The following is a 26,059-nucleotide window of genomic DNA, read 5'->3' as shown; positions in this document are numbered from 1 at the left end:
TGAATGGTCGTTGAAGTCACGAGGCACATTAAGCGTCCTGTTGAGCGGGAGCTTTGGGCTCGCGCAGCTGCTCGTTGTCAGTTTAGCGGGTGCAATAAATTGTTATACAAATCAGCGGTGACCCAGGAATCGGTCAATGTCTCTCAAAATGCACATATTTACGCATTTTCTGAGAATGGGCCTCGTGGTTGGGGACTCTTTAAAACCAAGCCAACCAGTTTGAATGACGTCAGCAACCTTATGTTGCTGTGCTACGACTGTCACAAAAAAATTGACCAAAAAGGCAGCGAAGATAGGTATCCAGCCGACCTCTTGATTAGTTGGAAAATGCAGCATGAGCAACGTATAGAAATCCTCACGGGCATTGCTCCTGATCGCAAATCAAATGTTGTTTTATATGGTGCCAATATTGGAACTGAAAGATCACCGATAAATTATCACAGTTGTGTTGAGGCAATGTTTCCGAATTGGTATCCGGCAACTGAAAAGCCAGTGACACTATCCATGGTATCAGAGCTGAAAGATCACTCTGAACAATATTGGCAAGCAGAGTCGCAACACCTAACGAAACGTTTTCAAAGTAAAATTTCATCAATCATCGAAGAGGACTCTTGTAAGCATTTTTCATTGTTCGCGTTAGCTCCTCAACCATTGTTAATAAAACTTGGCGCTTTGCTCACCGACAAAATTGACGTCGAGACTTATCAGCTGCATCGAGAGCCTAAAGGCTGGTTTTGGCAAGACTGTTCAGATGATTTTGAGTACATCATCAACAGACCTCAAAATATGGAGGGAAAGCCAGCCCTGCTACTTTCTTTGAGTGACCATGTGTCGCATGAGCGAATTACTGGGGTTATAGGGCCAGATACATCGATTTGGGAAGTGACTATCAAGCAGCCTCATAATGATTTCATGCAGTCAAAGCAGCAGCTCTCCTTGTTCAGAAAGTGCATAAGAAAGCTGATTGTTGAAATCAAAAATACACACGGGGATGCGACGCCACTGCAAATTTTTCCTGTGATGCCAGTATCGTGTGCCGTCGAATTAGGACGGGCCAGAATGCCTAAGGCTGATATGCCATGGCTTATTTATGACCACGACATAAAAACACAACAATTTGTAATGGCAATCGAGCTCCGGGGAGATCTATATGAGTAATAGCAAAAGTAACGATGTTCTAAACACAATTCTCGAAAAAATTGAGCTACCTGACAGTGCTTATGAAAAGGCTGAAAAACGCTATAAGGATCTAGGTGATTGGTTACATCGCCCAGAGTCAACATGTGTGAATTTTGATCCCCACGTTTTTTCTCAAGGTTCCTTTCGTCTAGGTACGGCGATTAGGCCCGATTCAGAAGAACAGTATGACCTAGACATGGGGTGCAATCTTCGGCGTGGCCTGGATAAAACGTCTATCACTCAAAAGCAACTAAAGCACCTAATCGGTCATGAATTAGAGCTTTATCGAAACGCCAGAGGCATTAAGGAAGAGCTAGCCGAGAAGAAACGTTGTTGGCGCTTAGAGTATGCCGATGGGCTTAGCTTTCACATGGACATAGTTCCGTGTGTGCCAGAGAGTGATACAGGAAGAGGACTGTTGAAAAAGCGGATGGTCGAAAACTCTAAGTTTGATGAAAACTTGGCTCAAAACGTGTCTCAGCTTGCAGTTTCGATTACCGACAACACAGATTCCACTTATGCAGTTGTGGATGAAAATTGGCGTATCAGCAATCCTGAAGGATATGCTCGATGGTTTGAAACGCGCATGAAGACGGCACGGTTAGTAATAAACGAACGTGAAATGCGATTTAAAGCCAGTATAGATAGTCTGCCATATTATCAATGGAAGACACCCTTACAACAGGTGATCCAATTATTGAAGCGTCATCGTGACACTATGTTCAAAAACAATGAGGATAGTAAGCCAATATCGGTAATCATCACTACATTGGCAGCTAAATCATATAAAGGTGAAAGTGATTTGGCTTCAGCGTTGAATACGGTGCTCTCCGAGATGGATGACCATATTTCTGCACAAGCGCCAATGATTCCGAACCCAGTTAACCCAGCCGAAGATTTTGCAGACAAGTGGTATGACGAAAAATCTGCTCAATACCGATTACAAGAAAACTTTTATAAATGGCTGTATCAAGCTAGAGCTGATTTTAGTGCTCTTTGCTCAAGTGATGATACGCAACGAATAGTAAATGCGGCGCAAAATGGTTTGGATCTGAAGCTTGATTCAAGTTCGGTAGCACGTCTCTTGGGGATTCCTGCGGTGACAGCAAAACCAACTTTCGCAATTCAATCATCTGATCCAAAGCCATGGTTTAAGCAATAGATGAAGCACTGGAAGGCTGTAGGCCTAGAGGCTTTTCTCTCGGCCTATCCGAACATTAGATTAGTAGATGTCCATGCAGATAAGGTTGAGTTGCAGGGAGAGTATCTGTTAAAAGCACAGCTAGCTGGAAGTCGGTTTATAGAGCGAACATTTTCTCTAAGGATTGTATGCCCAAGTGATTATCCTAGGGCTTTACCAGTGGTGTTTGATACCGCTGGTTACTTTCCTCGTAATCAGGACTTCCATACTTACTCTGATGGATCATTTTGTCTTGGCTCAGACCTGAAAATTAAGTCAATTTTGAAAACCGACTCGTCATTGACAACCTTTTTCGAAAAGATTGTTGTCAGGTTTCTTTATTCGGTGTCCCATAGGGTTGAATTTGGCAACTTTCCTTATGGCGAACTGGACCATGGTGAGAAAGGCCTGATTGATGATTATTCTCAGTTGTTCAATATCAATGGTAAAGCATCAGTTCTACGGGCACTGAAAGCGTTAGGTTTGCGCAAGCGTGAGGCAAATAAATTACCTTGTCCATGTGGTTGTGGTGATCGTCTTGGCTCGTGTGACTATCGGTTTGTCTTGAATGAGTTTCGTCAAGTTGAGCGTCGCCGATGGTTTCGCTTCCATTTGTTAGAATCTTTCACTCCAATTGAAAAACCTAGGAAAAAGTCGCGTAAATTAAGTTCAAAAAACAAATAGCATCCTAACAACCGATATTATTTCTTGGCTACGATACAAATACTTGGGAAGCCCACTGCCTATTATTTAGACTGGCTTTAAAAGGTTGGAGCTGTAAAGTATCATATCTAAGATTCCAAATGTTCCACGTACTACTATCGACGTTACCTAACAAAAAGTAAAACTAGCTATAAAATTCCCAGTTTCCCACTTCTCCCAGTTTGTTATTATGGCTAGTACTTTCTTATAACTACCTAGTAATGAGATAGTCTTCGTGGGTAGTAAATTGGGTAGTGAATATAATAAAAAGACCAGCAACATTCATAACTATTTGTTTTTATTTAAAAATAAAATTTTAGTTTACAAGCAGATCCAGAATATCGAGTAACGCTTTCTCGTTTGTTAATGTATTTCGGTATCCAGGGCCATGATAAATCATGGCCTTTTTATTTATCTCTCTCACGGGCGAATGATAAGAATCTACTTATAAAAAATAGTCGTCCAGTTTTCGGTTGTGGCAAATAAGCACAACGCGGCACAGTCAGGAAAACACTACCGCGAGAGAAAAGAATGGACTTTAATGCGCTTCACCAGCAAAACCAACCTTTGTTGCTTGCCAATGTCTGGGATGCCAGCAGCGCTCAGGCTGCTCAGCAGGCTGGTTATCAGGCGCTGGGATCCTCCAGCGCTGCTATCGCCGCAATGTTAGGGTATGAAGATGGCGAAGAGATGAGTTTTGACGAGCTGTTTTATGTCGTCTCACGCATCAAAACCGTTAGCGAACTGCCGTTAAGCGTCGATTTAGAGGCGGGCTACGGCGCGACAACCAGCCACATCATTGACAATATCCGGCGTCTGGCGCATCTCGGCGTGAGTGGAATAAATCTCGAGGATAGTCATGTGGTGGATAGTACGCGTCGTCTTGACGATGCGGAGCGCTTTGCCGTCAAACTGCAGGAAATCACCCGCGCCTGTCCCGGTCTGTTTGTTAATGTCCGCACCGATACCTTTCTTCTCAACGTACAAGATGCGCTGGTTCAAACGCTCTATCGCGGTCAACTCTACGCCAAACACGGCGCATGCGGTTTTTTTGTGCCTTGCGTCACCCGCGCGGAGGATATTACCGCCATCGTTCACCACGTGCCTTTACCCTTAAACGTAATGTGTATGCCTGAGCTGGCTGACTTCAGCACCTTATCGACACTGGGCGTAAAACGAATTTCGATGGGCAATTTTATTTATGCTGCGACGCAGGCCAGACTGAAAGACTTATTATGTCAGGCGCAAACCCAACACTCTTTCTCAGGTGTTTTTTGACCATGAAAATTACCGACAGCATGCAGTGCGATATCTGGTATCAGGCGCTGCTTGAACGCGCGGTGGAATTCACCGGCGTTTTTTTCGTCGGCGTGAAAACCACCGGCGTATTTTGTATCTCGGTCTGTCGGGCGCGAAAACCCCGGCGGGAAAACGTCGAATTTTATAATGACTTTAAATCCGCGCTGGATGCCGGCTTCCGGCCATGCAAAGTCTGTCGCCCGACGGAGAATGCCCGGACGGCCCCCGCCTTTGTTGAACAAGCGCTCCGCCTGCTGCGAGAAGCTCCAAAGGTCCGCCTCAGCGATAGCGAGCTACGTCAGCACGATATTAGCCCGGAACGCGTTCGCCGCTGGTTCCTGCAAAACCACGGGATCACCTTTCAGGCTTTTCAACGGATGCAGCGTTTGAATATGGCGCTTCAGGAATTAAAAGCAGGCCGCTCAACTACCGATGTCGCTTTCGATAGCGGTTACGAGTCCTTAAGCGGCTTCGGCTATACCTGCAAAAAATTGACCGGTTTCGCACCCAGCGCGCAACGCCAGGTTGTTTTAATTCATCGTTTTACCACCCCGTTAGGGCCAATGTTTGTTTGTGCAACGCAACGGGGAATTTGTCTGCTGGAGTTTGTCGACAGACGAGCGCTGGAGTCAGAATTCAGCGACCTGCAGCGGCGGTTCAACGCCAGCATCATCGCAGGTGAAAATGCCCACACCAGGCAGGCGCAACAGGAAATAACGGAGTATTTCGCCGGACAGCGTCAATCGTTCGAGGTGGCGCTTGATACCCCAGGCAGCGAATTCCAGCGAGCGGTCTGGCGCCGTTTACAGCACGTTAGCTTCGGTGAGACGACGCATTATCAATCGATTGCGATGGAGATAGGTAAACCAACGGCCACGCGCGCGGTGGCTGCTGCAAACGGCGCTAACCGCGTCGCGATTATCATCCCGTGCCATCGAATTATCGGCAAAGATGGTTCGATGACCGGTTACGGCGGCGGCATTGCACGAAAAATATGGCTTATTAACCATGAGGCAACCATCAGGGAAAAACGCGGCTGATTTTACTTTCAGGATCAACGGGCCCCTCCCTGACTTTCACCGCGGCTCGGTAAGCCTATTTTTTATCCAGCACCCGGCAGGTTAAAAACGCCCCTGCCGCGCACAGCAGCGCCGGAGCCAGATAGCTGTGATCCATGTGGGTGAACTCCATCACCAGCGCCACTGCGGTCAACGGCATCTGCATGGAGGCGGCGAGAAACGCGGCCGCCCCCACCACAGCGAAGCTGCTTTTATCACCGCCAGGGAAGCCGAGCTGCCAGAGCGCGCAGAGCAGCAGGCTGACCAATCCGCCCACCGCCAGCCCTGGGGTTAACAATCCACCCTCCGCGCCGCCGCGCAGCACCGCCAGAATCACCACCATCTTCAATACTAACAGGACAGCGACCATGGAGAGAGGCAGCCCGTCGCTGAGCGCCAGCTGCATTGGACCCTTGCCATTGCCCGGAAGCTCGGGGAAATAAAGACTCAGGATGGCAAGAAGAGAAAACCCCAGCAGACAGAACACCGGCATCTGCCAGTTACTTCGCGCGCGTGAACGCGCCGCGCTGGTCGCTTTGCGAAAGAGCCAGGCGCCGGTGCCAAGAATCGGGCCCGCCAGAATCGCCCACCAGAGAAAGGTGTGCGGAAGTGCGCTGGAAACAAAATGGTATTGCGATTCATCCCCTAACCCCAGGGTGGCCGTCCAGGCGGCAATCGCCGAGGTCATCATCGCCGCCAGCGTTTTTTCCCAGCTAAACGACAGCAGCATGACCTCAAGGCTGAACAACGCCCCGGCCAGCGGGACGTTATAGACCGCCGCCAGACCCGCGCCCGCCCCACAGGCAATCAGCGTGCGGGTTTCATCTTCCAGCAGGCGCAGCTTACGCGCCACCATCCCCGCCCCCAGCGCGCCCATTTCCCGGGGCGCCACTTCGCGGCCAAGCGGGGAGCCCAGCGCTACGGTGACGATCTGCAGCAGCGCGTGGATCGTCGTGGTGCCCGCGGGCATGGGTACGCAGGGGTTGGCCACCGCCGCCGCAATGGAAACCCGCCTCTGCCCATAGCGACCAAGCAGCCACCAGCCAAATCCGGCGACGGCGCCGCCGGCCACGATTGCCACGATGCGGCGTGGCCAGGACGACTCCGTGACGCCCTGTAAAAATGACACCGAACCGACGATCTGCCCATAACTGTAACCAAAAGCCAGGTGCTGAATCGCGTGTAAAATCAGTGCCAAAACCATGCCGGACAGACCGGCCAGAATCCCGGTTAATACCACGGCTATCAGGCGGATCAGATGATTTTTATTCCCGGCGGCGACGCTCATTTTCTCAGGCCTTGAAAAGGAAAAATAAAAGAATAAAGGGCGAGACTTAAACATTGCGTAATCATAGTGTTTTCGATAGTGATACCCATCGCTTCACTTAGCATTACTTTTTCTAATCAATAAAAATCCCTAAAAAATCAATAAACCTTTAAATCAAGCCATCACAGATACTATTTCCATTAATTTTTCCTGGCGTAAATGATTCGCTTTAGAAAATCTCAATCGTGATCCTGCGCACAAATCGTTAACCTGCCCGCCATTACCTGGGGGGATCTATGCTGCTTCATGTTCTGTATTTAATCGGTATCACCGCGGAAGCCATGACCGGCGCACTGGCTGCCGGGCGCCGGCGGATGGATACGTTTGGCGTCATCATTATCGCCACTGCGACCGCGCTGGGCGGGGGTTCCGTTCGCGATATCCTGCTGGGGCACTATCCTCTTGGTTGGGTGAAGCATCCCGAATATGTCATCATTGTCGCCGTCGCCGCTGTCCTCACGACCATTGCCGCTCCGGTGATGCCGCACCTTCGTCGGCTGTTTCTGGTGCTGGACGCGCTGGGGCTGATCGTGTTTTCCATCATCGGCGCGCAGATCGCCCTGGACATGGGCGAAGGCCCGGTTATCGCCTCTATTGCCGCCGTGATCACCGGTGTCTTCGGCGGCGTACTGCGCGATATGTTCTGCAAACGCATTCCGCTGGTCTTCCAGAAAGAGCTGTATGCCGGGATCTCCTTTGCCGCAGCCGTACTCTATATTGCTCTGCAACATTACGTCAGCAGCCACGATGTGGTGGTGCTGGCTACACTGCTGTTCGGCTTTACCGCCCGCATGCTGGCGCTACGCTGGAAACTGGGGCTACCGGTCTTCCACTACACCCATGACGCCCACTAACCGCCTTAAAATCCGGGGATGCGCTGCCCGCTAAGCCATTGCGCCAGCGCCACCACGTCCGGATGGTGCAGGAAAGCCACCAGCTGGCGGGCTCTGATCTCCCCCACGCCCGGCAGCGTGCGCCATTGCGCTTCACTTTTTGCCGCCAGCAAATGCCAGTTCTCGCTTTCGAGCTGCGCCAGCGCCCCCTGCGGCACCGGGATCCCCATCGCCAGCACCCAGCGGATAAAAGGTCGTTTGCGAACGAGATCAAACTGATGCCAGAGGTGCTGCCCGCGGGCGGCGGAAATCCCTGGCACCGCCTGCAGCTGCTCAACGGTAAGCGCCAGCCAGGAAAAGATATGCGTCATCGGGTTTTGCTGCTGAATGACGCGCCATAAATTTTCCCCCACGCCATCGACATTCAGGGCGGACTTTGATGACAACCAGATCAGCCTGGAAAGAAACTGTTCGCTGCACTCAGGGGTGGCGAAATAGCAGGTTAGCGCATTAAATTTCGCCGGCGGCGGCGTCGGTTTATGGCGCTCGGCCGTCCGCCAGACGACGGCGTCGACCCGAGGAATACCCTGCCCTGCCAGACTGATCTGCAGCTGATCGCCAACCCCAATATCCAGCATCTGCCAGCGGGACACAGAGCCAACGTTAACCCGCTGCACGCGTTTATCATCCAGCCGCTGGGGCTCAAGCTCGGCCACCACGTTGAGTCTGCCGCTGCGGCCGGTACTGAAACGGATCGCCCGTACCTGCATCACCCGCGATGCCGGAGGATATTTCCAGGCTGCCAGCCACTCGCCCTTTCCGGGCGACCAGACTCGCCCCGGCGGCTCGCGTCCTTCGCGCACAATCACACCGTCGCTGACGAAGGGCAGCGGCGAGCGATACCAGCGCTGGCGCCACTGCGCCACCTGCTCGATGCGCGACACCGGATGGGTATATTGTCCGCTGTACTTAAACCCCGCCTGCGCCAGCAGCTGCTGACGACGGCGCATATCGGACGGACCGTCTGGCCAGGCCCAGATAAAGACGTCCAGTTGGCTGAGCGCCGCCGCCGCGTCGGCTCGCATCATCAACCCGGCGACTTTCGCCCGCGCATTCATCCCCCCGGCGTGCTGCTGGACATGGCCGTCCCGGCGCAGAAAGAGTTCCCCCTGCAGTACGCTGTCGGCCAGTTCACCGGTCATCACTTTCGCCAGCGCCGGGATCTGCCGGGCTCGGGCGGTCCATGCCTCACCGCGTAGACCATCGCCGCGGCTAATGGCCTGAACCAGACGCCCCTGGCGATAAACGAGAGTCACCGCCACGCCGTCCACTTTAGGCTGTATCCACAGGTCGGATTTATTTTTCATCCAGCGGGCAACGCTGTCCTCATCCGCCAGCTTGCGCACGCCGGTATGGGCCACCGGATGACGCGCATCGCCGGTGGGCGGAGGCAGATCGTCATCCTCAGGCGTCGCGCCCGGAAAGCATTGTCGCCACTGCGCCAGGCGCAGGGTGAGCTGGTCGTAAACGTCATCGCTCACTCCGCTGGCGCCCTGCCGCCAGTAAGCCTCTTTCCAGGCGACAATTTGCTGATGAAGGCGTGATGTCTCCTGCCTTCCTCTGGCCGGCGGCCAGTCCGGACACGTCGCCAGCGCGCTGGCAGAGAACATCCCTAACGCCAGCCACCACCCTCCTTTACGCATTGCAGTCCCCTCCTCCATCACCTGGCGGAGAGTCTGCTGCAGAATGCCGCGAGCCGCGACGGAAGCTTTTTCGCCTTGCGAAGCGCCTTCCAGGATTTACGCCTCATTGCAGCAACGGCTGGCGAATTCAGGAAAACGGCAGGCAAAATGAAAGAAACAGCGGCAAAAAGTGTGACAATGACTGCGTCACGCCGCGGCGACGTGTATAATAGGCTCGTATGTAGGACCTCTTTCGATAACCACATACAAAAGACACTCATGGCTCAAGGCACGCTTTATATTGTTTCCGCCCCTAGCGGCGCGGGTAAATCCAGCCTGATTCAGGCTTTATTAAAAACCCAACCGTTGTATGACACCCAGGTATCGGTCTCCCATACCACGCGGGCGCCGCGTCCGGGTGAAGTGCACGGCGAACACTATTTCTTCGTGAATCACGACGAATTCCGCTCGATGATTGGCGAAAACGCGTTTCTGGAACATGCAGAGGTCTTTGGCAACTATTACGGCACGTCGCGTAAAGCGATCGAGCAGGTGCTGGCGACCGGCGTCGATGTCTTCCTCGATATCGACTGGCAAGGCGCGCAGCAGATCCGTAAAAGCATGCCCGGCGCGCGCAGTATTTTTATTCTGCCGCCGTCAAAAGATGAACTGGACCGTCGCCTGCGCGGCCGCGGCCAGGACAGCGAAGAGGTGATCGCGAAACGGATGGCCCAGGCCGTTGCGGAAATGAGCCATTACGCGGAATATGATTACCTGATTGTGAACGATGATTTTGACACCGCCCTGAGCGACCTGAAAAATATCATCCGCGCTGAACGTCTGCGCATGAGCCGCCAAAAGCAGCGACATGGCGCTTTAATCACCAAACTATTGGCAGACTGAACCCACATTCAGTATCATGCCCAGTCATTTCTTCACCTGTGGAGCATTTTAAGTATGGCACGCGTAACTGTTCAGGACGCTGTAGAGAAAATTGGTAACCGTTTTGACCTGGTACTGGTCGCCGCGCGTCGCGCTCGTCAGATGCAGGTTGGCGGAAAGGATCCGCTGGTACCGGAAGAAAACGATAAAACCACCGTTATCGCACTGCGCGAAATCGAAGAAGGTCTGATCAACAACCAGATCCTCGACGTACGTGAGCGCCAGGAACAGCAAGAGCAGGAAGCCGCTGAATTACAAGCCGTTACCGCGATTGCTGAAGGTCGTCGTTAATCACACAGCGGGTCGCCCTTGTATCTGTTTGAAAGCCTGAATCAGCTGATTCAAAACTACCTGCCGGAAGACCAGATTAAGCGTCTGCGGCAGGCGTATCTCGTTGCACGTGACGCTCACGAGGGTCAGACACGTTCAAGCGGTGAACCCTATATCACGCACCCGGTCGCGGTAGCCTGCATTCTGGCCGAGATGAAGCTCGACTATGAAACGCTGATGGCCGCGCTGCTGCATGATGTGATTGAAGATACCCCCGCCACCTATCAGGACATGGAACAGCTTTTTGGTAAAAGCGTCGCCGAGCTGGTAGAGGGGGTGTCGAAACTTGATAAGCTCAAGTTCCGCGATAAGAAAGAGGCGCAGGCCGAAAACTTTCGCAAAATGATCATGGCGATGGTGCAGGACATTCGCGTCATCCTCATCAAGCTTGCCGACCGCACCCACAACATGCGTACTCTGGGCTCGCTGCGCCCGGATAAACGCCGCCGCATCGCCCGCGAAACGCTGGAAATTTACAGCCCGCTGGCGCACCGTTTAGGTATCCATCACATCAAAACCGAGCTCGAAGAGCTGGGCTTTGAAGCACTGTACCCTAATCGCTACCGCGTCATTAAAGAGGTGGTCAAAGCGGCGCGCGGCAACCGTAAGGAGATGATTCAAAAGATCCTCTCCGAAATCGAAGGGCGTTTGCAGGAAGCGGGGATCCCCTGCCGCGTCAGCGGTCGCGAGAAGCATCTATACTCCATCTACTGTAAAATGGTGCTCAAAGAGCAACGTTTTCACTCGATCATGGATATCTACGCCTTCCGCGTTATCGTCCATGATGCCGATATCTGCTATCGCGTGCTCGGCCAGATGCACAGCCTCTACAAACCGCGTCCGGGTCGTTTTAAAGACTATATCGCCATTCCGAAAGCTAACGGCTATCAGTCTTTGCACACCTCGATGATCGGCCCCCACGGCGTCCCGGTCGAGGTACAAATTCGTACCGAAGACATGGACCAGATGGCGGAGATGGGGGTAGCGGCGCACTGGGCTTATAAAGAGCACGGCGGCGAAAGCAGCACCACCGCGCAGATCCGCGCTCAGCGCTGGATGCAAAGCCTGCTGGAGCTGCAGCAGAGCGCCGGTAGCTCGTTTGAATTTATCGAGAGCGTAAAATCCGATCTGTTCCCCGATGAGATTTACGTTTTCACCCCGGAAGGGCGCATTGTCGAACTGCCTGCTGGCGCCACGCCGGTGGACTTCGCCTACGCGGTGCATACCGATATCGGTCATGCCTGCGTCGGCGCGCGCGTCGACCGTCAGCCCTATCCGCTGTCGCAGCCACTCTCCAGCGGTCAGACTGTCGAAATTATCACCGCGCCGGGCGCTCGCCCGAACGCCGCCTGGCTGAACTTTGTCGTCAGCTCGAAAGCGCGCGCCAAAATCCGTCAGCTGCTGAAAAACCTTAAGCGCGACGATTCGGTCAGCCTTGGCCGTCGTCTGCTCAATCACGCGCTGGGCGGAAGCCGCAAACTCGCCGAGATCCCACCGGAGAATATCCAGCGCGAACTCGATCGCATGAAGCTGGCCTCGCTTGACGATCTGCTGGCGGAAATCGGTCTGGGCAACGCCATGAGCGTCGTGGTGGCAAAAAACCTGCAACAGGGCGAAGCCGCTGCGGCGCCGGTACCGGCTAACGCGTCGAACCACGGTCATCTGCCAATCAAAGGCGCCGATGGCGTGTTGATCACCTTCGCCAAGTGCTGTCGTCCAATTCCAGGTGACCCGATTATCGCCCACGTCAGCCCGGGTAAAGGGCTGGTTATCCACCATGAATCCTGTCGTAACATTCGCGGCTATCAGAAAGAGCCGGAGAAATTTATGGCGGTTGAGTGGGATAAAGAGACCGCTCAGGAGTTCATCACCGAAATCAAGGTGGACATGTTTAACCACCAGGGCGCGCTGGCTAACCTGACGGCGGCGATCAACACCGCGTCTTCCAATATCCAGAGCCTGAATACGGAAGAGAAAGATGGCCGCGTATACAGCGCCTTTATCCGCCTGACCGCGCGCGACCGCGTGCATCTGGCGAATATCATGCGCAAAATCCGCGTCATGCCGGACGTGATTAAAGTCACCCGTAACCGAAACTAGCTTTATGAACTCAAAGCGCTACGAGCGTATCTGCGAGATGCTCGCCAGGCGTCAGCCTGACCTGACGGTCTGCATGGAGCAGGTCCATAAGCCTCATAACGTCTCTGCGGTCATCCGGACCGCAGATGCCGTTGGCGTACACGAAGTGCATGCCGTCTGGCCGAGCAGCCGGATGCGTACCATGGCCTCCGCCGCCGCGGGCAGCAACAGCTGGGTGCAGGTTAAAACCCACCGCACTATCGCAGATGCCGTCGGCCACCTGAAAGGCCAGGGCATGCAAATTCTTGCCACTCACCTTTCCGACAAAGCCATCGATTTTCGTGAAATCGACTATACGCGTCCAACCTGCATCCTGATGGGTCAGGAAAAAACCGGCATCACCCAGGAAGCGCTGGCGCTGGCCGATCAGGACATCATTATCCCGATGATCGGCATGGTGCAGTCGCTGAACGTCTCCGTCGCCTCGGCGCTGATCCTCTACGAGGCGCAGCGCCAGCGGCAGAATGCCGGGATGTACCAACGCGCCAACAGCATGCTGCCGCCGCAAGAGCAGCAGCGCCTGCTGTTCGAAGGCGGCTATCCGGTGCTGGCCCGCGTCGCCAGACAAAAAGGTCTGCCTTACCCCCACGTTAACGAGCAGGGCGAAGTGGAAGCCGATGCCGCGTGGTGGGCTACCATGCAGGCTGCGAGGTAAACCCAATGTCAGGCCGCCTGTTAGATGCCGTTCCGCTCAGTTCACTCACCGGTGTGGGCGCTGCGCAGAGCAGCAAACTGGCGAAGATTGGCCTGCATACGGTACAGGATCTGCTGCTGCACCTGCCTTTACGCTACGAAGATCGCACCCATCTTTACCCGATAGCCGAGCTACTTCCCGGAGTTTATGCCACCGTGGAAGGTGAAGTGCTCAACAGCAATATCACCTTCGGCGGCCGGCGGATGATGACCTGCCAGATCAGCGACGGCACCGGCATCCTCACCATGCGCTTTTTCAACTTCAACGCGGCGATGAAAAACAGCCTCGCGACCGGTCGTCGGGTACTGGCCTACGGTGAAGCCAAACGCGGGAAGTACGGCGCCGAGATGATCCACCCGGAATATCGCGTCCAGGGCGATATGAGTACTCCGGAGCTGCAGGAAACGTTAACCCCAGTCTATCCGACCACCGAAGGCATCAAGCAGGCGACCCTGCGCAAGCTCACCGATCAGGCGCTTGAGCTCCTGGAAACCTGCGCGATTAGCGAACTCCTGCCGCCGGAGCTGGCGCAGGGGATGATGAGCCTGCCGGAGGCGCTGCGTACGCTGCACCGCCCGCCTCCCTCCTTGCAACTTAGCGAGCTGGAAAGCGGCAAGCACCCGGCGCAGCAGCGTCTGATTCTGGAAGAGCTGCTGGCGCATAACCTCAGCATGCTGGCGCTACGGGCAGGCGCCCAGCGCTATCACGCCCTGCCGCTCGGCGCCAACGATACCCTGAAAAACCAACTGCTGGCCTCCCTGCCCTTTAAGCCCACCGGCGCGCAGGCGCGGGTTACCGCCGAGATTGAACACGATATGGCGCTGGACGTGCCGATGATGCGCCTGGTGCAGGGCGACGTTGGCTCCGGTAAAACGCTGGTCGCTGCCCTGGCCGCCTTGCGCGCTATCGTCCACGGCAAACAGGTGGCGCTGATGGCGCCCACCGAACTGCTTGCCGAGCAGCATGCCAATAACTTCCGCAACTGGTTCGAACCGCTGGGCATAGAAGTCGGCTGGCTGGCGGGCAAACAGAAAGGCAAAGCCCGTCAGGCGCAGCAGGAGGCTATCGCCAGCGGCGAAGTGCAGATGATTGTCGGCACTCACGCCATCTTCCAGGAGCAGGTGCAGTTTAACGGCCTGGCGTTGGTGATTATCGACGAACAGCACCGCTTCGGCGTGCATCAGCGGCTGGCGCTGTGGGAGAAAGGTCAGCAGCAGGGATTCCACCCGCATCAGCTGATCATGACCGCCACGCCGATCCCCCGCACCCTGGCGATGACCGCCTACGCCGATCTGGACACCTCGATTATCGACGAGCTGCCGCCAGGCCGAACTCCGGTGACCACCGTCGCCATCCCCGACACCCGGCGCAGCGATATTATCGACCGCGTGCGCAACGCCTGTACCCATGAAGGTCGCCAGGCCTATTGGGTCTGTACGCTGATTGAAGAGTCCGATCTGCTGGAAGCCCAGGCGGCGGAAGCCACCTGGGAAGAGCTCAAACAGGCGCTGCCGGAGCTCAATATCGGCCTCGTCCACGGGCGGATGAAACCGGCGGAGAAGCAGGCCGTGATGCAGGCCTTCAAGCAGGGTGAGATGCATCTGCTGGTAGCCACCACGGTGATTGAAGTCGGCGTCGACGTGCCTAACTCAAGCCTGATGATTATCGAAAACCCGGAACGTCTGGGTCTGGCGCAGCTGCATCAGCTCAGAGGGCGCGTCGGGCGCGGCGCAGTCGCTTCCCACTGCGTGCTACTCTATAAATCGCCGCTCTCCAAAACGGCGCAGAAACGTCTGCAGGTCCTGCGCGACAGCAACGATGGTTTCGTCATTGCCCAGAAAGACCTCGAAATTCGCGGTCCCGGCGAGCTGCTCGGCACCCGCCAGACCGGCAACGCCGAATTTAAAGTGGCGGACTTACTGCGCGATCAGGCGATGATCCCCGATGTCCAGCGCATTGCTCGCCACATTCATGAACGCTATCCGCTGCAGGCCCAGGCGCTTATCGAGCGCTGGATGCCGGAAACCGAACGCTATTCCAACGCGTAGCGCGCTTTTGCCGCGCTGCGGGCAACTTTTCTACACAACGAGTGGATTATGAAACGAGAACTGGCCATCGAATTTTCGCGTGTCACCGAAGCCGCCGCGCTGGCGGGCTATAAATGGCTGGGCCGCGGCGATAAGAATACCGCCGACGGCGCAGCGGTTAACGCCATGCGCATTATGCTTAACCTCGTCAATATCGACGGCACCATCGTCATCGGCGAGGGCGAAATCGATGAAGCGCCGATGCTCTATATCGGCGAAAAAGTGGGTACCGGCAAGGGCGATGCGGTAGATATCGCCGTCGATCCCATCGAAGGCACCCGCATGACGGCGATGGGCCAGGCCAACGCCCTGGCGGTGATGGCGGTCGGCGATAAGGGCAGCTTCCTCAACGCGCCGGATATGTATATGGAAAAGCTGATCGTCGGCCCGGGCGCTAAAGGCGCTATCGACCTTAATCTGCCGCTGGAAGAGAACCTGCACAATATCGCCCGCGCCCTGAACAAGCCGCTGGGCGAGCTGACCGTCACCGTGCTGGCGAAACCGCGCCACGACGCGGTCATTGCCCAGCTGCAGCAGCTGGGCGTGCGCGTGTTCGCTATTCCCGATGGCGACGTCGCGGCCTCTATTCTCACCTGCATGCCGGATAGCGAAGTCGACGTACTGTACGGCATCGGCGGCGCACCGGAAGGGGTGGTTTCCGCCGCGGTGATCCGCGCCCTCGACGGGGATATGCAGGGGCGCCTGCTGGCTCGCCACCACGTGAAGGGCGATAACGAAGAGAACCGCCGCATCGGTGAAAATGAGCTGGCGCGCTGCAAAACCATGGGCATTGAAGCGGGCAAAGTGCTGCGTCTGGATGAAATGGCGCGCAGCGATAACGTCGTCTTCTCCGCCACCGGGATCACCAAAGGCGATCTGCTGGACGGCATCACCCGCAAGGGCAACATGGCCACCACCGAGACGCTGCTGATCCGCGGCAAGTCGCGCACTATCCGTCGTATTCAGTCGATTCATTACCTCGACCGTAAAGATCCGGACATCCAGCAGCACATCCTGTAATACCGTTTTTTCTCTCCCAGGCAACCGTCCGCAGGCGGTTGCCCTGTTCTTCGTTTATATTTGATCAATAGAGCTTTCTTGCGCCTTCGGGGTGGAAATCTGGCTCGTCTGGACCGAAGATAAGGCATCGCTTGGCAACAGGAGAAGACGATGGCGGACTGGGTTAGCGGCAAAGTGACAAAAGTGGAGTACTGGACGGACGCCTTGTTCAGTTTATACGTGCGGGCGCCTGTTCATCCGTTTACCGCCGGGCAATTTACCAAGCTCGGGCTGGAAATCGACGGCGAACGCGTGCAGCGCGCCTACTCCTACGTCAACGCCCCCGGCAATCCCGACCTCGAGTTCTATTTGGTCACCGTCCCGGAAGGCAAGCTGAGCCCGCGTCTGGCGGCGCTGAAGCCGGGCGATGAAGTCCTGGTGGTGAGTGAAGCGGCAGGTTTCTTCGTCCTCGAGGAGGTACCGGATTGCGATACCCTGTGGATGCTGGCGACCGGCACTGCGCTGGGGCCGTACCTGTCAATTTTGCAGGAAGGCAAGGACCTTGAGCGCTTTAACAACCTGGTGCTGGTCCACGCCGTCCGCTACGCCGCGGACCTGAGCTATCTGCCGCTAATGCGCGAACTGGAGCAGCGCTATGCCGGCAAACTCCGTATTCAGACGGTGGTCAGCCGCGAAACCGTGGAAGGCTCGCTGACCGGCCGGGTGCCGTTTCTGATTGAAACCGGCGCGCTGGAAGAGGCCGTCGGCCTGCCGATGACCACCGACACCAGCCATGTGATGCTGTGCGGCAACCCGCAAATGGTGCGCGATACCCAACAGCTGTTAAAAGAGACCCGGCAGATGACCAAACATCTGCGTCGCCGGCCGGGCCATATGACGGCGGAGCACTACTGGTAATCAGGCGTCCGCTTTCCAGCGCACGTCCTGGGTCTCCTTGCCGAACTTATTCTCGCCCTGGGTGCCGACAAACGCCCCCAGGTCGATCAACATCATGACGATAATCAGCGTCGGCACAAAGCGCCCGACGCCCCACTGCCAGACCTGCGGCAACATCGCCCAGTTCCCCGCCAGCAGCATCCACGCCAGAACCATCAGCAGCGCCCACAGCCCGGATTTGCCGCGATCGTGCAGCCGCTTGACCACCACCGCCGCCGTCGGCCACAGCAGGCAGACGATAATAAACGCCGCCGTCTGCAGGTTGAGCAGATTGCTGCCTGCCAGGGTAAACAGGGCGCTCATGGTCACCAGCCAGATGGCAATCCAGATCCAGAAATCGCGGCGGCCAATGCGCCCTTTAATTGAGAATAACCACTGCTGTAGGGTCATGCGTTTTTCCTTATCATCATCGTCTGCGTAGTTTACCCTGGCGTCGTGACTTTTTGACAAGCGCCGCGCTTCCCGATTTAATCGTCAGCAGGCAAAAAAAGGAACGACGGGCATGAAGAAGTGGACAATTTTGTGGTTAAGTGGGCTGATGGGCCTTGCCGTCGGCCCGCACGCGTTGTCCGCAGAGAGCGAATCGACGACCGCGGCAGCGCCCTACCTGCTCGCCGGCGCGCCGAGCTTTGACCAGTCGATCAGTCAGTTCCGCGAGAAATTCAACGCCGATAACCCAAAGCTGCCTCTGAACGAATTCCGTTCCATCGCCACCAGTCGCGATCGGGCTAACCTGACCCGCGCCGCCAGCAAAATTAACGAAAATCTCTATGCCTCCACCGCGCTGGAGCGCGGCACGCTGAAGATCAAATCCATGCAGATCACCTGGCTGCCGATCCAGGGGCCGGAGCAAAAGGCGGCCAGGACCAAAGCGCTGGAGTATATGAGCGCCATGATCCGCGCCTTCGTGCCGACTTTTAGCCAGGCGCAAAGCCAGCAAAAACTGCAGAAACTGCTGGCCGCCGGCAAGGGCAAGCGCTACTTCGCCGATACCGAAGGCGCCGTGCGCTATGTGGTGGCAGATCATGGGGAAAAGGGCCTGACCTTCGCCATTGAACCGATTAAGCTGGCGCTATCTGAAACGCTGGAAGGTAACAATAAATGACAAAAAGCAAAGCCTTTCCAGTGACGAGTCTCTATACTGTTTCACAGACCATGCTGCCCTCTGGGGCGGCTATATTCCTTAATTCGCTTAAGTAGCGTGGAGAATTAAAATGCGACATCCTTTAGTGATGGGTAACTGGAAACTGAACGGCAGCCGCCACATGGTAAACGAACTGGTTGCGAACCTGCGTACCGAGCTGGCTGGCGTAAGCGGCTGTGCAGTTGCCATCGCCCCGCCGGAAATGTATCTGGACCTGGCTAAGCGCGCGGCAGAAGGCAGCCACATTCACCTGGGCGCGCAGAACGTTGACGTGAACCTGTCCGGCGCATTCACCGGTGAAACCTCCGCCGAAATGCTGAAAGATATCGGCGCGCAGTACATCATCATCGGCCACTCCGAGCGTCGTACCTACCACAAAGAATCCGACGAGCTGATCGCGAAGAAATTCGCGGTGCTGAAAGAGCAGGGTCTGACCCCGGTTCTGTGCATCGGTGAAACCGAAGCCGAAAACGAAGCGGGCAAAACGGAAGAAGTTTGCGCACGTCAGATCGACGCCGTGCTGAAAACCCAGGGCGCTGCCGCTTTCGAAGGCGTGGTTATCGCTTACGAACCAGTATGGGCTATCGGTACCGGCAAATCAGCGACCCCGGCTCAGGCGCAGGCGGTGCACAAATTCATCCGTGACCACATTGCTAAAGCTGACGCCAAAATCGCTGAGCAAGTGATCATCCAGTACGGCGGTTCCGTTAACGCTGGCAACGCCGCAGAGCTGTTCACCCAGCCGGACATCGACGGCGCGCTGGTTGGCGGCGCCTCCCTGAAAGCTGACGCTTTCGCGGTGATCGTTAAAGCAGCAGAAGCAGCGAAAAAAGCGTAATTCGCTTTTCCCGGTGGCGACACGCGACCGGGTTGACTGACAAAACGTGGGAGCCCGGCTTAGCACAGCGCAAGCCGGGCTTTCTTTTGCCGTTACAGTTTCCCCAACAGCTGATACCAGGCGTAGTCCAGCGGCAGTAAAATCAGATAACTCACCGCCGCCAGCGCCAGACACAGTTGCATCCCCGCCCTCGCCGGGACCTTGCCTAACCCCATCGCCACCACGATCGGCGACGCCTGATAGGGCAGCAGCGGCGTGGAATAGCCCAGCACCTGAATCATAATCACGCTTAGCAGCGGGAAGCCGGTGGCGTCGGCAAAGCTCTGGGCAAAGGTGGTATACAGCGCCGGCACGCCGTTGGCGGTCATAATAAAGTTCAGCGCGCTGGTTATCCCGGTCAGGGCGAGAAAGCTGGTGAAAGGATTGTCTTTATCCAGGGGCATCACCTGCAGCAGCGCATTGCCCACTGCGCCGCCAATCCCGGTTTGGGTGACGGCGATCGCCAGCCCCAGAATCCCGGCGACGTAAATGCAGGTGCGCATATTCACCCCGCTGGCAAACTCCTCGCCGTTGATAAAGCCCACCCGCGGCAGCAGCGTGATCACAGCCGCCGCCAGGCCGGTCCACGCCGGGCCGACGCCGTGCCAGCTCTCGGTCACCCATAGCGAGAGGACCACCGCCAGCAGCCACGCCAGACGTTTCTCGTCGCGGCTCATCGGCGGCAGCGGCGCCAGGTCGCGCGGTGGATGCGGCTTGCCGGGAAACAGCCAGCAAATCAGCGCCACCAGCACCGCCCCTTTCAGCCAGCCAAGCACCGGCGTATGCAGCAGTAAATAGGGAACATAATTCAGATGCATACCGTACGAGCCTTCCGCCGCGCCACTCATCACCAGATTCGGCACGTTGGCGGGCAAAATCGTCGCCGACAGCTGAAAGGTGCCGAACCCCACCGCCAGCGCCAGGCCGAACCAGCCGCGGCTACCGTCGGCAATGCCCGCGCGGCGGGCCATCGCCGCCACGATCGGCATCAGCAGCGCGATGCGCCCCATGTTGGAGGGCATCACGAACGCCAGGGCGTAGCTCAGGAGTACCACGCTGGCGACCATCCGCGGCCAGGAGTCGGTGAGCCTGGCCGACAGCGCCTGCGCCGCCCGGTCCGCCAGTCCGGTTTTACGGATGGCGATGCCGAGCACAAAGCCGCTGAACACCAGCCAGAACGCCGAAGAGGCAAAGCCGCCGAAGATCACCTCCGGCGGAGCGATTTTCGCCATCATCGCCGCTGCGAAGAACAGCAGCGCGGTGATAAATTCCGGCAGCAGCGACGTCGCCCAGAGCACGATGGTGACGCCGACAATCAATGAAGGAAGGAACAGCGGGTGGGTAAGCCAGAGCGACATGCCTGTCTCCTGTCGTTTTTTTCAGCAAGAATACGACGACAGGTAAGACAGGTAAACGCCAGAACTAGTGGTTTGCGTTAAGGATGGCGCAGCGATGATCCTGAATTTCTTCCGCTGAAGCCCGGTTCAGGGTCAGCAGGTTACGCTCCGTCGCCAGCAGCACCAGCGAGCCGTCGCTCTGTTGCGCCATTGCCAGCGCGAAGCGTCCCATATGCTGGCGCGCCTCCGGCACCTCTTCCGCCAGCATCAGGAACGGGCTACGCTGGGCCAGCTCCGCCTCCGTCACCCGGCGCGCCAGGTATTCGTGGCCCTGAAGCCCGCCCGGTAGCGGCAGCCAGCGGCTGCTGATCGCTGCGGCATCCTTATCTAACTGCGCGCGCACATCGGGGCGCAGGCAGGAGATATGAATATGGAAATGGTTTTGCGTACGTCCACTGCGCGAGTTGATCGCCAGCGATACCGCGTTATCAGGAACCGGCGCGCCGTGGCGCTGGCTCATGATTTCACGCCCCTGCCAGGCCTGCCAGAAAAAGTTCGGCGTCAACGGATCCAGCAGCAGCGGGCTTTCGGTGCCGTTGATGCGGTAGGTCGGCATCAGCAAATATTGCAGCGGGCCGTTACGGTCTTTAAACAGCACATAGCCGCCCTTGAGGTTCACTTCCGCGCACGGCGACGGGTTTTGCTGCTGTTGCTGATGGGGTACGCACTGCTGCAGGACAATCTTGCGTAATGCGTCCGGGTTGCCAGAGTGCAGCCAGTAGTAGCCGCCCGCCAGCGCCGCGAGGATCGCCACCAGCAGCGCCAGCAAAAAGTATCTTACTCTTCTCATTTTCATTCCCTGTTAAGCCTGAAGCGGAAGAGTAGCGTAATTTGATGACTAAATGAAAACAGATGGTGGACGGGGCGTTGTCCCGGGTGGCGGCTGACGCCTTACCCGGGCTACGCACCGCGCAAAACTATAGCCCTGCTAAGCGTAGCGCAAGCAGGGACAAGAGAATTAACGCTGGCTAATCTGGTCGAAGGTGCCGCCGTTGGAGAAGTGCTCTTTCTGCGCTTTCGTCCAGCCGCCGAACTCCTGATCGATGGTAAACAGCTTCAGTTTCGGGAATTCGTTAGCATATTTCTTCGCCACATTCGGATCGCGCGGGCGGTAGAAGTTCTTCGCCGCAATCTCCTGGCCTTCCGGCGAGTAGAGATACTTCAGGTACGCTTCCGCCACCTGACGCGTGCCTTTCTTATCCACCACTTTGTCGACCACCGAGACGGTCGGCTCAGCCAGAATCGACTCACTCGGGGTCACGATTTCAAACTTGTCTTTGCCCAGTTCGTTGGTCGCCAGCAGCGCTTCGTTTTCCCAGGCGATCAGTACGTCGCCGATACCGCGTTCTACGAAGGTATTGGTCGAACCGCGCGCGCCGGAGTCCAGCACTTCCACGTTTTTATACAGCGCCTTGACGAATTCCTGGGCTTTCGCCTGGTCGCCGTGATTCTGATGCAGAGCATAGCCCCAGGCCGCCAGGTAGTTCCAGCGGGCGCCGCCGGAGCTTTTCGGGTTCGGGGTAATGACCGACACGCCCGGTTTGATCAGATCGTTCCAGTCATGGATCTGTTTCGGATTGCCCTTGCGGACGAGGAACACGATGGTGGAGGTATACGGCGCGGAGTTATCCGGCAGGCGTTTCAGCCAGTTTTTATCGATGCGGCCGCGTTCGGCAATAGCGTCGACATCGTAGGCCAGCGCCAGCGTGATCACATCCGCTTCAATACCGTTAATCACCGAGGTCGCCTGTTTGCCAGAGCCACCATGCGACTGGCGGATCACCACGTTGTCGCCGGTCTCCTGCTTCCAGTGTGCGCTAAACGCTTTGTTGTACTGTTCGTACAGCTCGCGCGTTGGATCATAAGATACGTTTAATAGCTGAATGTCTTTTGCCAGAACGCTGGCGGATGCCAGCAACAGAGTTAACCCTACGCCCCACTTATTCATCGCACCGCTCTCTTTATGTGTGTTGTGATGGGTTAAGCGTGCCAGAAAGCGATTCAATGATTAAAGAATAAAAAAAGATTGGCTATAACTTGCGGATATAAAGACGCGAGTAAGGATGACCCCCTCCCGGGCGGGAGAGGGCGCGAAGCGATTAGACTTCTTCCATGCGACCCAGCAGCGCCTGCAGACGTTCCTGCCAGCCCTGCTGCTGCTCTTTCAGCTGGCTGTTTTCGCGCTCCAGCTCTTCACGACCATGCTGCGCGCTCTGAACTTCCTGCACCAGGGTGTTGTTCTTTTCTTTCAGCTCTTCGATTTCCATCTGCAACAGAGTGATGGTATCAATCGCCTGCTGAACCTTAGATTCTAATTTCTCAAACACTTCTAATGACATCGTCATACCTCTCCTGAACTTGCAAGGCGTTGATAGAAACTCGTGTTTCGTATACGCGGTCCCGCCTTAACGAAAATTAGCGCACATAGCGGTGTTATCGTCGATTGTATGAATCCCCGCCGCCCCTGTCCAGCGGCAAGCCGCGTAGATTGCGGTTTGCAACACTTTTCAGTCTTTACCTGGTGCTTTCAGCGCAGTTCGCTCGTAGTTCATGGGTCAATGTTAATTTTATGGTTAACAAAATGCGTGGTGAAACGCTCCGGCAGCGCTCTCGATGCGCGCAAATGGCGCGAAAACGCTCATTTTCTTGACGAGGCACACACATTTGAAGTTCGATATTTCTCGTTTTTGCTCGTTAACGATAAATTAACACTATGCCTACATGGCAATATGGTCGTCTGTGACCACCCTACATACAATAATCATCACCACGCTTCAGGATTCGATTATGAGCCAAACATCAACCTTAAAAGGCCAGTGCATCGCAGAGTTCCTCGGTACCGGGTTGTTGATCTTTTTCGGCGTTGGGTGCGTGGCTGCGCTCAAGGTCGCGGGAGCCAGCTTCGGACAATGGGAAATCAGCATCATCTGGGGTCTGGGCGTCGCCATGGCGATCTACCTGACCGCCGGGGTCTCCGGTGCGCACCTTAACCCAGCGGTGACTATCGCGCTGTGGCTGTTCGCCTGCTTCGAAGGCCGCAAAGTGGTTCCTTTTATTATTTCGCAATTCGCTGGCGCCTTTTGCGCTGCGGCATTAGTTTACGGGCTTTACTACAATCTTTTCCTCGATTATGAAACCACCCACCATATGATTCGCGGCAGCGTGGAAAGCCTCGATCTGGCCGGCATTTTCTCCACTTACCCGAACCCGCACATCAATTTTGTGCAGGCCTTCGCGGTAGAGATGGTGATTACCGCTATCCTGATGGGCGTCATCCTGGCGCTGACCGACGATGGCAACGGCATACCGCGCGGCCCGCTGGCCCCTCTGCTGATTGGCCTGCTGATTGCGGTGATTGGCGCCTCCATGGGACCGCTGACCGGCTTCGCCATGAACCCGGCGCGTGACATCGGCCCGAAAGCCTTCGCCTGGCTGGCGGGGTGGGGTGACGTCGCCTTCACCGGCGGCAAAGATATTCCTTATTTCCTGGTGCCGCTGTGCGCACCGGTGGTCGGCGCGGCGCTGGGCGCATTCAGCTATCGTAAGCTGATTGGCCGTCACCTGCCTTGCGACACCTGCGTGGAGGAAGAGCAACAGAGCCCCTCCTCTTCCACCGCTCAACATAAAGCTTCGCTGTAATCTGACTACGGGACACCGACTATGACCGACAAAAAATATATCGTTGCGCTTGACCAGGGCACTACCAGCTCCCGGGCCGTTGTGATGGATCATGATGCCAATATCGTCAGCGTCTCCCAGCGAGAATTTGAACAAATTTATCCTAAGCCAGGCTGGGTCGAACACGACCCGATGGAAATCTGGGCTTCCCAAAGCTCGACGCTGGTCGAAGCGCTGGCCAAAGCGGATATCAACTCCGATCAGATCGCGGCCATCGGCATCACCAATCAGCGTGAGACCGTGGTGGTGTGGGAGCGAGAGACCGGTAAACCCATCTACAACGCTATCGTCTGGCAGTGCCGCCGTACCGCGGAGATCTGCGAGCAGCTCAAGCGTGACGGGATGGAAGAGTATATCCGTAAGGCCACAGGCCTGGTGGTGGACCCGTACTTCTCCGGCACCAAGGTGAAATGGATCCTCGACCATGTCGAAGGTTCCCGTGAGCGTGCGAAGCGCGGCGAGCTGCTGTTCGGCACCGTTGACACCTGGCTTATCTGGAAGATGACCCAGGGCCGCGTGCACGTCACCGACTACACCAACGCCTCGCGTACCATGCTGTTCAACATCCACGACCTCGACTGGGACGACAAGATGCTCGACGCGCTGGACATTCCGCGCGCCATGCTGCCGGAAGTGCGCAAGTCTTCCGAAGTGTACGGCCAGACCAACATCGGTGGTAAAGGCGGGACCCGTATTCCTATCGCCGGGATCGCCGGTGACCAGCAGGCGGCCCTGTTCGGCCAGCTGTGCGTCAAAGAAGGGATGGCGAAAAACACCTACGGCACCGGCTGCTTTATGCTGATGAATACCGGCGAAAAAGCGGTCACCTCCACCCACGGTCTGCTGACCACCATCGCCTGCGGCCCGCGCGGCGAGGTGAACTACGCTCTGGAAGGGGCGGTGTTTATGGCCGGCGCGTCTATTCAGTGGCTGCGCGACGAGATGAAGCTCATCAGCGATGCCTTCGACTCCGAGTACTTCGCCACCAAAGTGAAGGATACCAACGGCGTATACGTGGTACCCGCGTTCACCGGTCTTGGCGCACCGTACTGGGACCCGTATGCCCGCGGCGCGATTTTCGGCCTCACCCGCGGCGTGAACTCCAACCACATTATCCGTGCGACGCTGGAGTCCATCGCCTTTCAGACCCGCGACGTGCTGGAGGCTATGCAGGCTGACTCTGGCATTCGTCTGCACGCCCTGCGCGTAGACGGCGGCGCGGTGGCTAACAACTTCCTGATGCAGTTCCAGTCCGATATCCTCGGCACCCGTGTCGAGCGTCCGGAAGTACGCGAAGTGACGGCGCTGGGCGCGGCCTATCTGGCCGGTCTGGCGGTCGGTTTCTGGCAGAATCTGGATGAACTGCAGGAGAAAGCGGTGATTGAGCGCGAATTCCGCCCGGGGATTGAAACTACTGAGCGTAACTATCGTTACAGCGGCTGGAAGAAAGCGGTGAAACGCGCGTTAGCGTGGGAAGAGCACGACGAAGCGTAAGATTGTGAAGTTATTCCCGGCTTGCGGCGTAAACGCCTTAGCCGGGCTACAAAACCCCAAA

The 26,059-nt window shown here is 56.3% G+C and carries 24 protein-coding genes; 17 read left to right on the top strand and 7 right to left on the bottom strand.

The annotated features are described in order from the left end of the window. Positions 1–3: 3 nt before the first annotated feature. The 5 genes from KB890_RS14910 (at position 4) to KB890_RS14890 (ending at position 5,400) form a co-directional block, all read left to right on the top strand. Positions 4–1,158, top strand: a complete 1,155-nt coding sequence (locus tag KB890_RS14910) for an SAVED domain-containing protein (RefSeq protein ID WP_046127254.1) — start codon at positions 4–6, stop codon at positions 1,156–1,158. Continuing rightward, positions 1,151–2,341 carry a nucleotidyltransferase domain-containing protein gene (locus KB890_RS14905; RefSeq protein WP_046127255.1) on the top strand — a complete coding sequence of 397 codons (1,191 nt, stop codon included), beginning with the start codon at positions 1,151–1,153 and terminating at the stop codon, positions 2,339–2,341. Before KB890_RS14910 ends, KB890_RS14905 begins: the two co-directional genes overlap by 8 nt. Further along, positions 2,342–3,043, top strand: a complete 702-nt coding sequence (locus KB890_RS14900; protein ID WP_046127256.1) for a hypothetical protein — start codon at positions 2,342–2,344, stop codon at positions 3,041–3,043. It begins immediately after the preceding gene. Positions 3,044–3,592: 549 nt separating this feature from the next. Next, positions 3,593–4,339: an isocitrate lyase/PEP mutase family protein gene (locus KB890_RS14895; protein WP_094965557.1), complete on the top strand. Its 747-nt coding sequence runs from the start codon at positions 3,593–3,595 to the stop codon at positions 4,337–4,339. Positions 4,340–4,341: 2 nt separating this feature from the next. After that, positions 4,342–5,400, top strand: a complete 1,059-nt coding sequence (locus KB890_RS14890) for a bifunctional transcriptional activator/DNA repair enzyme AdaA (RefSeq protein ID WP_004151500.1) — start codon at positions 4,342–4,344, stop codon at positions 5,398–5,400. A gap of 55 nt (positions 5,401–5,455) precedes the next feature. Here KB890_RS14890 and KB890_RS14885 read toward each other — a convergent pair whose 3' ends face one another. Then, positions 5,456–6,706: a chloride channel protein gene (locus KB890_RS14885; protein ID WP_004151501.1), complete on the bottom strand. Its 1,251-nt coding sequence runs from the start codon at positions 6,704–6,706 to the stop codon at positions 5,456–5,458. 275 nt (positions 6,707–6,981) lie between these two features. On the opposite strand from KB890_RS14885, the gene KB890_RS14880 reads away from it, so the two are divergent. Beyond that, positions 6,982–7,599 carry a trimeric intracellular cation channel family protein gene (locus tag KB890_RS14880; protein ID WP_002922654.1) on the top strand — a complete coding sequence of 206 codons (618 nt, stop codon included), beginning with the start codon at positions 6,982–6,984 and terminating at the stop codon, positions 7,597–7,599. Between the two features lie 5 nt (positions 7,600–7,604). Here the strand turns inward: KB890_RS14880 and ligB are convergent, their stop codons facing one another. After that, positions 7,605–9,281, bottom strand: coding sequence for an NAD-dependent DNA ligase LigB (gene ligB / locus KB890_RS14875; RefSeq protein ID WP_004181537.1), 1,677 nt, complete (start codon positions 9,279–9,281; stop codon positions 7,605–7,607). Between the two features lie 258 nt (positions 9,282–9,539). Between ligB and gmk the strand changes: the two genes are divergently transcribed. The 7 genes from gmk (at position 9,540) to fpr (ending at position 17,369) form a co-directional block, all read left to right on the top strand. Further along, complete coding sequence (gene gmk / locus KB890_RS14870) at positions 9,540–10,163, top strand: guanylate kinase (protein ID WP_002922664.1); 624 nt, start codon at positions 9,540–9,542, stop codon at positions 10,161–10,163. A gap of 54 nt (positions 10,164–10,217) precedes the next feature. Then, entirely contained in the window at positions 10,218–10,493 is a 276-nt protein-coding gene (rpoZ, locus tag KB890_RS14865) for a DNA-directed RNA polymerase subunit omega (protein ID WP_000135058.1), read from the top strand. Between the two features lie 18 nt (positions 10,494–10,511). Then, a complete protein-coding gene (gene spoT, locus KB890_RS14860) occupies positions 10,512–12,632 on the top strand; it encodes a bifunctional GTP diphosphokinase/guanosine-3',5'-bis pyrophosphate 3'-pyrophosphohydrolase (RefSeq protein ID WP_004150214.1) in 2,121 nt (706 codons plus the stop codon). 4 nt (positions 12,633–12,636) lie between these two features. Continuing rightward, complete coding sequence (gene trmH / locus KB890_RS14855) at positions 12,637–13,326, top strand: tRNA (guanosine(18)-2'-O)-methyltransferase TrmH (protein ID WP_004181538.1); 690 nt, start codon at positions 12,637–12,639, stop codon at positions 13,324–13,326. 5 nt (positions 13,327–13,331) lie between these two features. Next, positions 13,332–15,413 carry an ATP-dependent DNA helicase RecG gene (gene recG, locus KB890_RS14850; RefSeq protein ID WP_004181539.1) on the top strand — a complete coding sequence of 694 codons (2,082 nt, stop codon included), beginning with the start codon at positions 13,332–13,334 and terminating at the stop codon, positions 15,411–15,413. Between the two features lie 48 nt (positions 15,414–15,461). After that, positions 15,462–16,472, top strand: coding sequence for a class II fructose-bisphosphatase (glpX, locus tag KB890_RS14845; protein ID WP_004181540.1), 1,011 nt, complete (start codon positions 15,462–15,464; stop codon positions 16,470–16,472). Between the two features lie 150 nt (positions 16,473–16,622). After that, positions 16,623–17,369 (top strand): ferredoxin--NADP(+) reductase, encoded by a 747-nt coding sequence (gene fpr / locus KB890_RS14840; RefSeq protein WP_004173895.1) that lies wholly within the window; start codon positions 16,623–16,625, stop codon positions 17,367–17,369. Here the strand turns inward: fpr and KB890_RS14835 are convergent, their stop codons facing one another. Beyond that, positions 17,370–17,798 (bottom strand): DUF805 domain-containing protein, encoded by a 429-nt coding sequence (locus KB890_RS14835; RefSeq protein WP_002922907.1) that lies wholly within the window; start codon positions 17,796–17,798, stop codon positions 17,370–17,372. A 112-nt stretch (positions 17,799–17,910) separates the two neighbouring features. Between KB890_RS14835 and KB890_RS14830 the strand changes: the two genes are divergently transcribed. Further along, positions 17,911–18,513, top strand: coding sequence for a YiiQ family protein (locus tag KB890_RS14830; RefSeq protein ID WP_002922908.1), 603 nt, complete (start codon positions 17,911–17,913; stop codon positions 18,511–18,513). 109 nt (positions 18,514–18,622) lie between these two features. Beyond that, entirely contained in the window at positions 18,623–19,390 is a 768-nt protein-coding gene (gene tpiA, locus KB890_RS14825; protein ID WP_002922909.1) for a triose-phosphate isomerase, read from the top strand. Between the two features lie 92 nt (positions 19,391–19,482). Here the strand turns inward: tpiA and KB890_RS14820 are convergent, their stop codons facing one another. The 4 genes from KB890_RS14820 to zapB form a co-directional block, all read right to left on the bottom strand. Next, the gene (locus KB890_RS14820; RefSeq protein WP_004181541.1) at positions 19,483–20,787 is read right to left on the bottom strand and encodes an SLC13 family permease; all 1,305 of its coding nucleotides are present in this window, start codon (positions 20,785–20,787) and stop codon (positions 19,483–19,485) included. A gap of 64 nt (positions 20,788–20,851) precedes the next feature. Next, entirely contained in the window at positions 20,852–21,622 is a 771-nt protein-coding gene (locus tag KB890_RS14815) for a CDP-diacylglycerol diphosphatase (RefSeq protein ID WP_020324206.1), read from the bottom strand. Between the two features lie 162 nt (positions 21,623–21,784). Further along, a complete protein-coding gene (locus tag KB890_RS14810; protein ID WP_020324191.1) occupies positions 21,785–22,774 on the bottom strand; it encodes a sulfate ABC transporter substrate-binding protein in 990 nt (329 codons plus the stop codon). A gap of 151 nt (positions 22,775–22,925) precedes the next feature. After that, entirely contained in the window at positions 22,926–23,171 is a 246-nt protein-coding gene (zapB, locus tag KB890_RS14805) for a septal ring assembly protein ZapB (RefSeq protein ID WP_004150222.1), read from the bottom strand. Between the two features lie 442 nt (positions 23,172–23,613). Between zapB and KB890_RS14800 the strand changes: the two genes are divergently transcribed. Further along, positions 23,614–24,465 carry an MIP/aquaporin family protein gene (locus KB890_RS14800; RefSeq protein ID WP_002922941.1) on the top strand — a complete coding sequence of 284 codons (852 nt, stop codon included), beginning with the start codon at positions 23,614–23,616 and terminating at the stop codon, positions 24,463–24,465. Positions 24,466–24,486: 21 nt separating this feature from the next. After that, the gene (gene glpK / locus KB890_RS14795) at positions 24,487–25,998 is read left to right on the top strand and encodes a glycerol kinase GlpK (protein ID WP_002922944.1); all 1,512 of its coding nucleotides are present in this window, start codon (positions 24,487–24,489) and stop codon (positions 25,996–25,998) included. Positions 25,999–26,059: the final 61 nt, after the last annotated feature.

The organism is Klebsiella sp. P1954 (genome assembly GCF_018199955.1).
Classification (GTDB): domain Bacteria; phylum Pseudomonadota; class Gammaproteobacteria; order Enterobacterales; family Enterobacteriaceae; genus Klebsiella; species Klebsiella pneumoniae.
Note: the sequence above shows the minus strand (reverse complement) of the source record. Positions and strands in the feature narration are given on the sequence as shown.

Excerpts from the sequence above, each read along its gene's own strand:
- KB890_RS14800 (WP_002922941.1), top strand. The coding sequence starts at position 23,614 with ATGAGCCAAACATCAACCTTAAAAGGCCAGTGCATCGCAGAGTTCCTC.
- ligB (WP_004181537.1), bottom strand. The coding sequence starts at position 9,281 with ATGCGTAAAGGAGGGTGGTGGCTGGCGTTAGGGATGTTCTCTGCCAGC.
- gmk (WP_002922664.1), top strand. The coding sequence starts at position 9,540 with ATGGCTCAAGGCACGCTTTATATTGTTTCCGCCCCTAGCGGCGCGGGT.
- recG (WP_004181539.1), top strand. The coding sequence starts at position 13,332 with ATGTCAGGCCGCCTGTTAGATGCCGTTCCGCTCAGTTCACTCACCGGT.
- trmH (WP_004181538.1), top strand. The coding sequence starts at position 12,637 with ATGAACTCAAAGCGCTACGAGCGTATCTGCGAGATGCTCGCCAGGCGT.
- zapB (WP_004150222.1), bottom strand. The coding sequence starts at position 23,171 with ATGACGATGTCATTAGAAGTGTTTGAGAAATTAGAATCTAAGGTTCAG.
- KB890_RS14815 (WP_020324206.1), bottom strand. The coding sequence starts at position 21,622 with ATGAAAATGAGAAGAGTAAGATACTTTTTGCTGGCGCTGCTGGTGGCG.
- KB890_RS14820 (WP_004181541.1), bottom strand. The coding sequence starts at position 20,787 with ATGTCGCTCTGGCTTACCCACCCGCTGTTCCTTCCTTCATTGATTGTC.
- rpoZ (WP_000135058.1), top strand. The coding sequence starts at position 10,218 with ATGGCACGCGTAACTGTTCAGGACGCTGTAGAGAAAATTGGTAACCGT.
- glpK (WP_002922944.1), top strand. The coding sequence starts at position 24,487 with ATGACCGACAAAAAATATATCGTTGCGCTTGACCAGGGCACTACCAGC.
- tpiA (WP_002922909.1), top strand. The coding sequence starts at position 18,623 with ATGCGACATCCTTTAGTGATGGGTAACTGGAAACTGAACGGCAGCCGC.
- KB890_RS14835 (WP_002922907.1), bottom strand. The coding sequence starts at position 17,798 with ATGACCCTACAGCAGTGGTTATTCTCAATTAAAGGGCGCATTGGCCGC.
- fpr (WP_004173895.1), top strand. The coding sequence starts at position 16,623 with ATGGCGGACTGGGTTAGCGGCAAAGTGACAAAAGTGGAGTACTGGACG.
- KB890_RS14900 (WP_046127256.1), top strand. The coding sequence starts at position 2,342 with ATGAAGCACTGGAAGGCTGTAGGCCTAGAGGCTTTTCTCTCGGCCTAT.
- KB890_RS14880 (WP_002922654.1), top strand. The coding sequence starts at position 6,982 with ATGCTGCTTCATGTTCTGTATTTAATCGGTATCACCGCGGAAGCCATG.
- KB890_RS14905 (WP_046127255.1), top strand. The coding sequence starts at position 1,151 with ATGAGTAATAGCAAAAGTAACGATGTTCTAAACACAATTCTCGAAAAA.
- glpX (WP_004181540.1), top strand. The coding sequence starts at position 15,462 with ATGAAACGAGAACTGGCCATCGAATTTTCGCGTGTCACCGAAGCCGCC.
- KB890_RS14830 (WP_002922908.1), top strand. The coding sequence starts at position 17,911 with ATGAAGAAGTGGACAATTTTGTGGTTAAGTGGGCTGATGGGCCTTGCC.
- KB890_RS14885 (WP_004151501.1), bottom strand. The coding sequence starts at position 6,706 with ATGAGCGTCGCCGCCGGGAATAAAAATCATCTGATCCGCCTGATAGCC.
- KB890_RS14910 (WP_046127254.1), top strand. The coding sequence starts at position 4 with ATGGTCGTTGAAGTCACGAGGCACATTAAGCGTCCTGTTGAGCGGGAG.
- KB890_RS14895 (WP_094965557.1), top strand. The coding sequence starts at position 3,593 with ATGGACTTTAATGCGCTTCACCAGCAAAACCAACCTTTGTTGCTTGCC.
- KB890_RS14890 (WP_004151500.1), top strand. The coding sequence starts at position 4,342 with ATGAAAATTACCGACAGCATGCAGTGCGATATCTGGTATCAGGCGCTG.
- KB890_RS14810 (WP_020324191.1), bottom strand. The coding sequence starts at position 22,774 with ATGAATAAGTGGGGCGTAGGGTTAACTCTGTTGCTGGCATCCGCCAGC.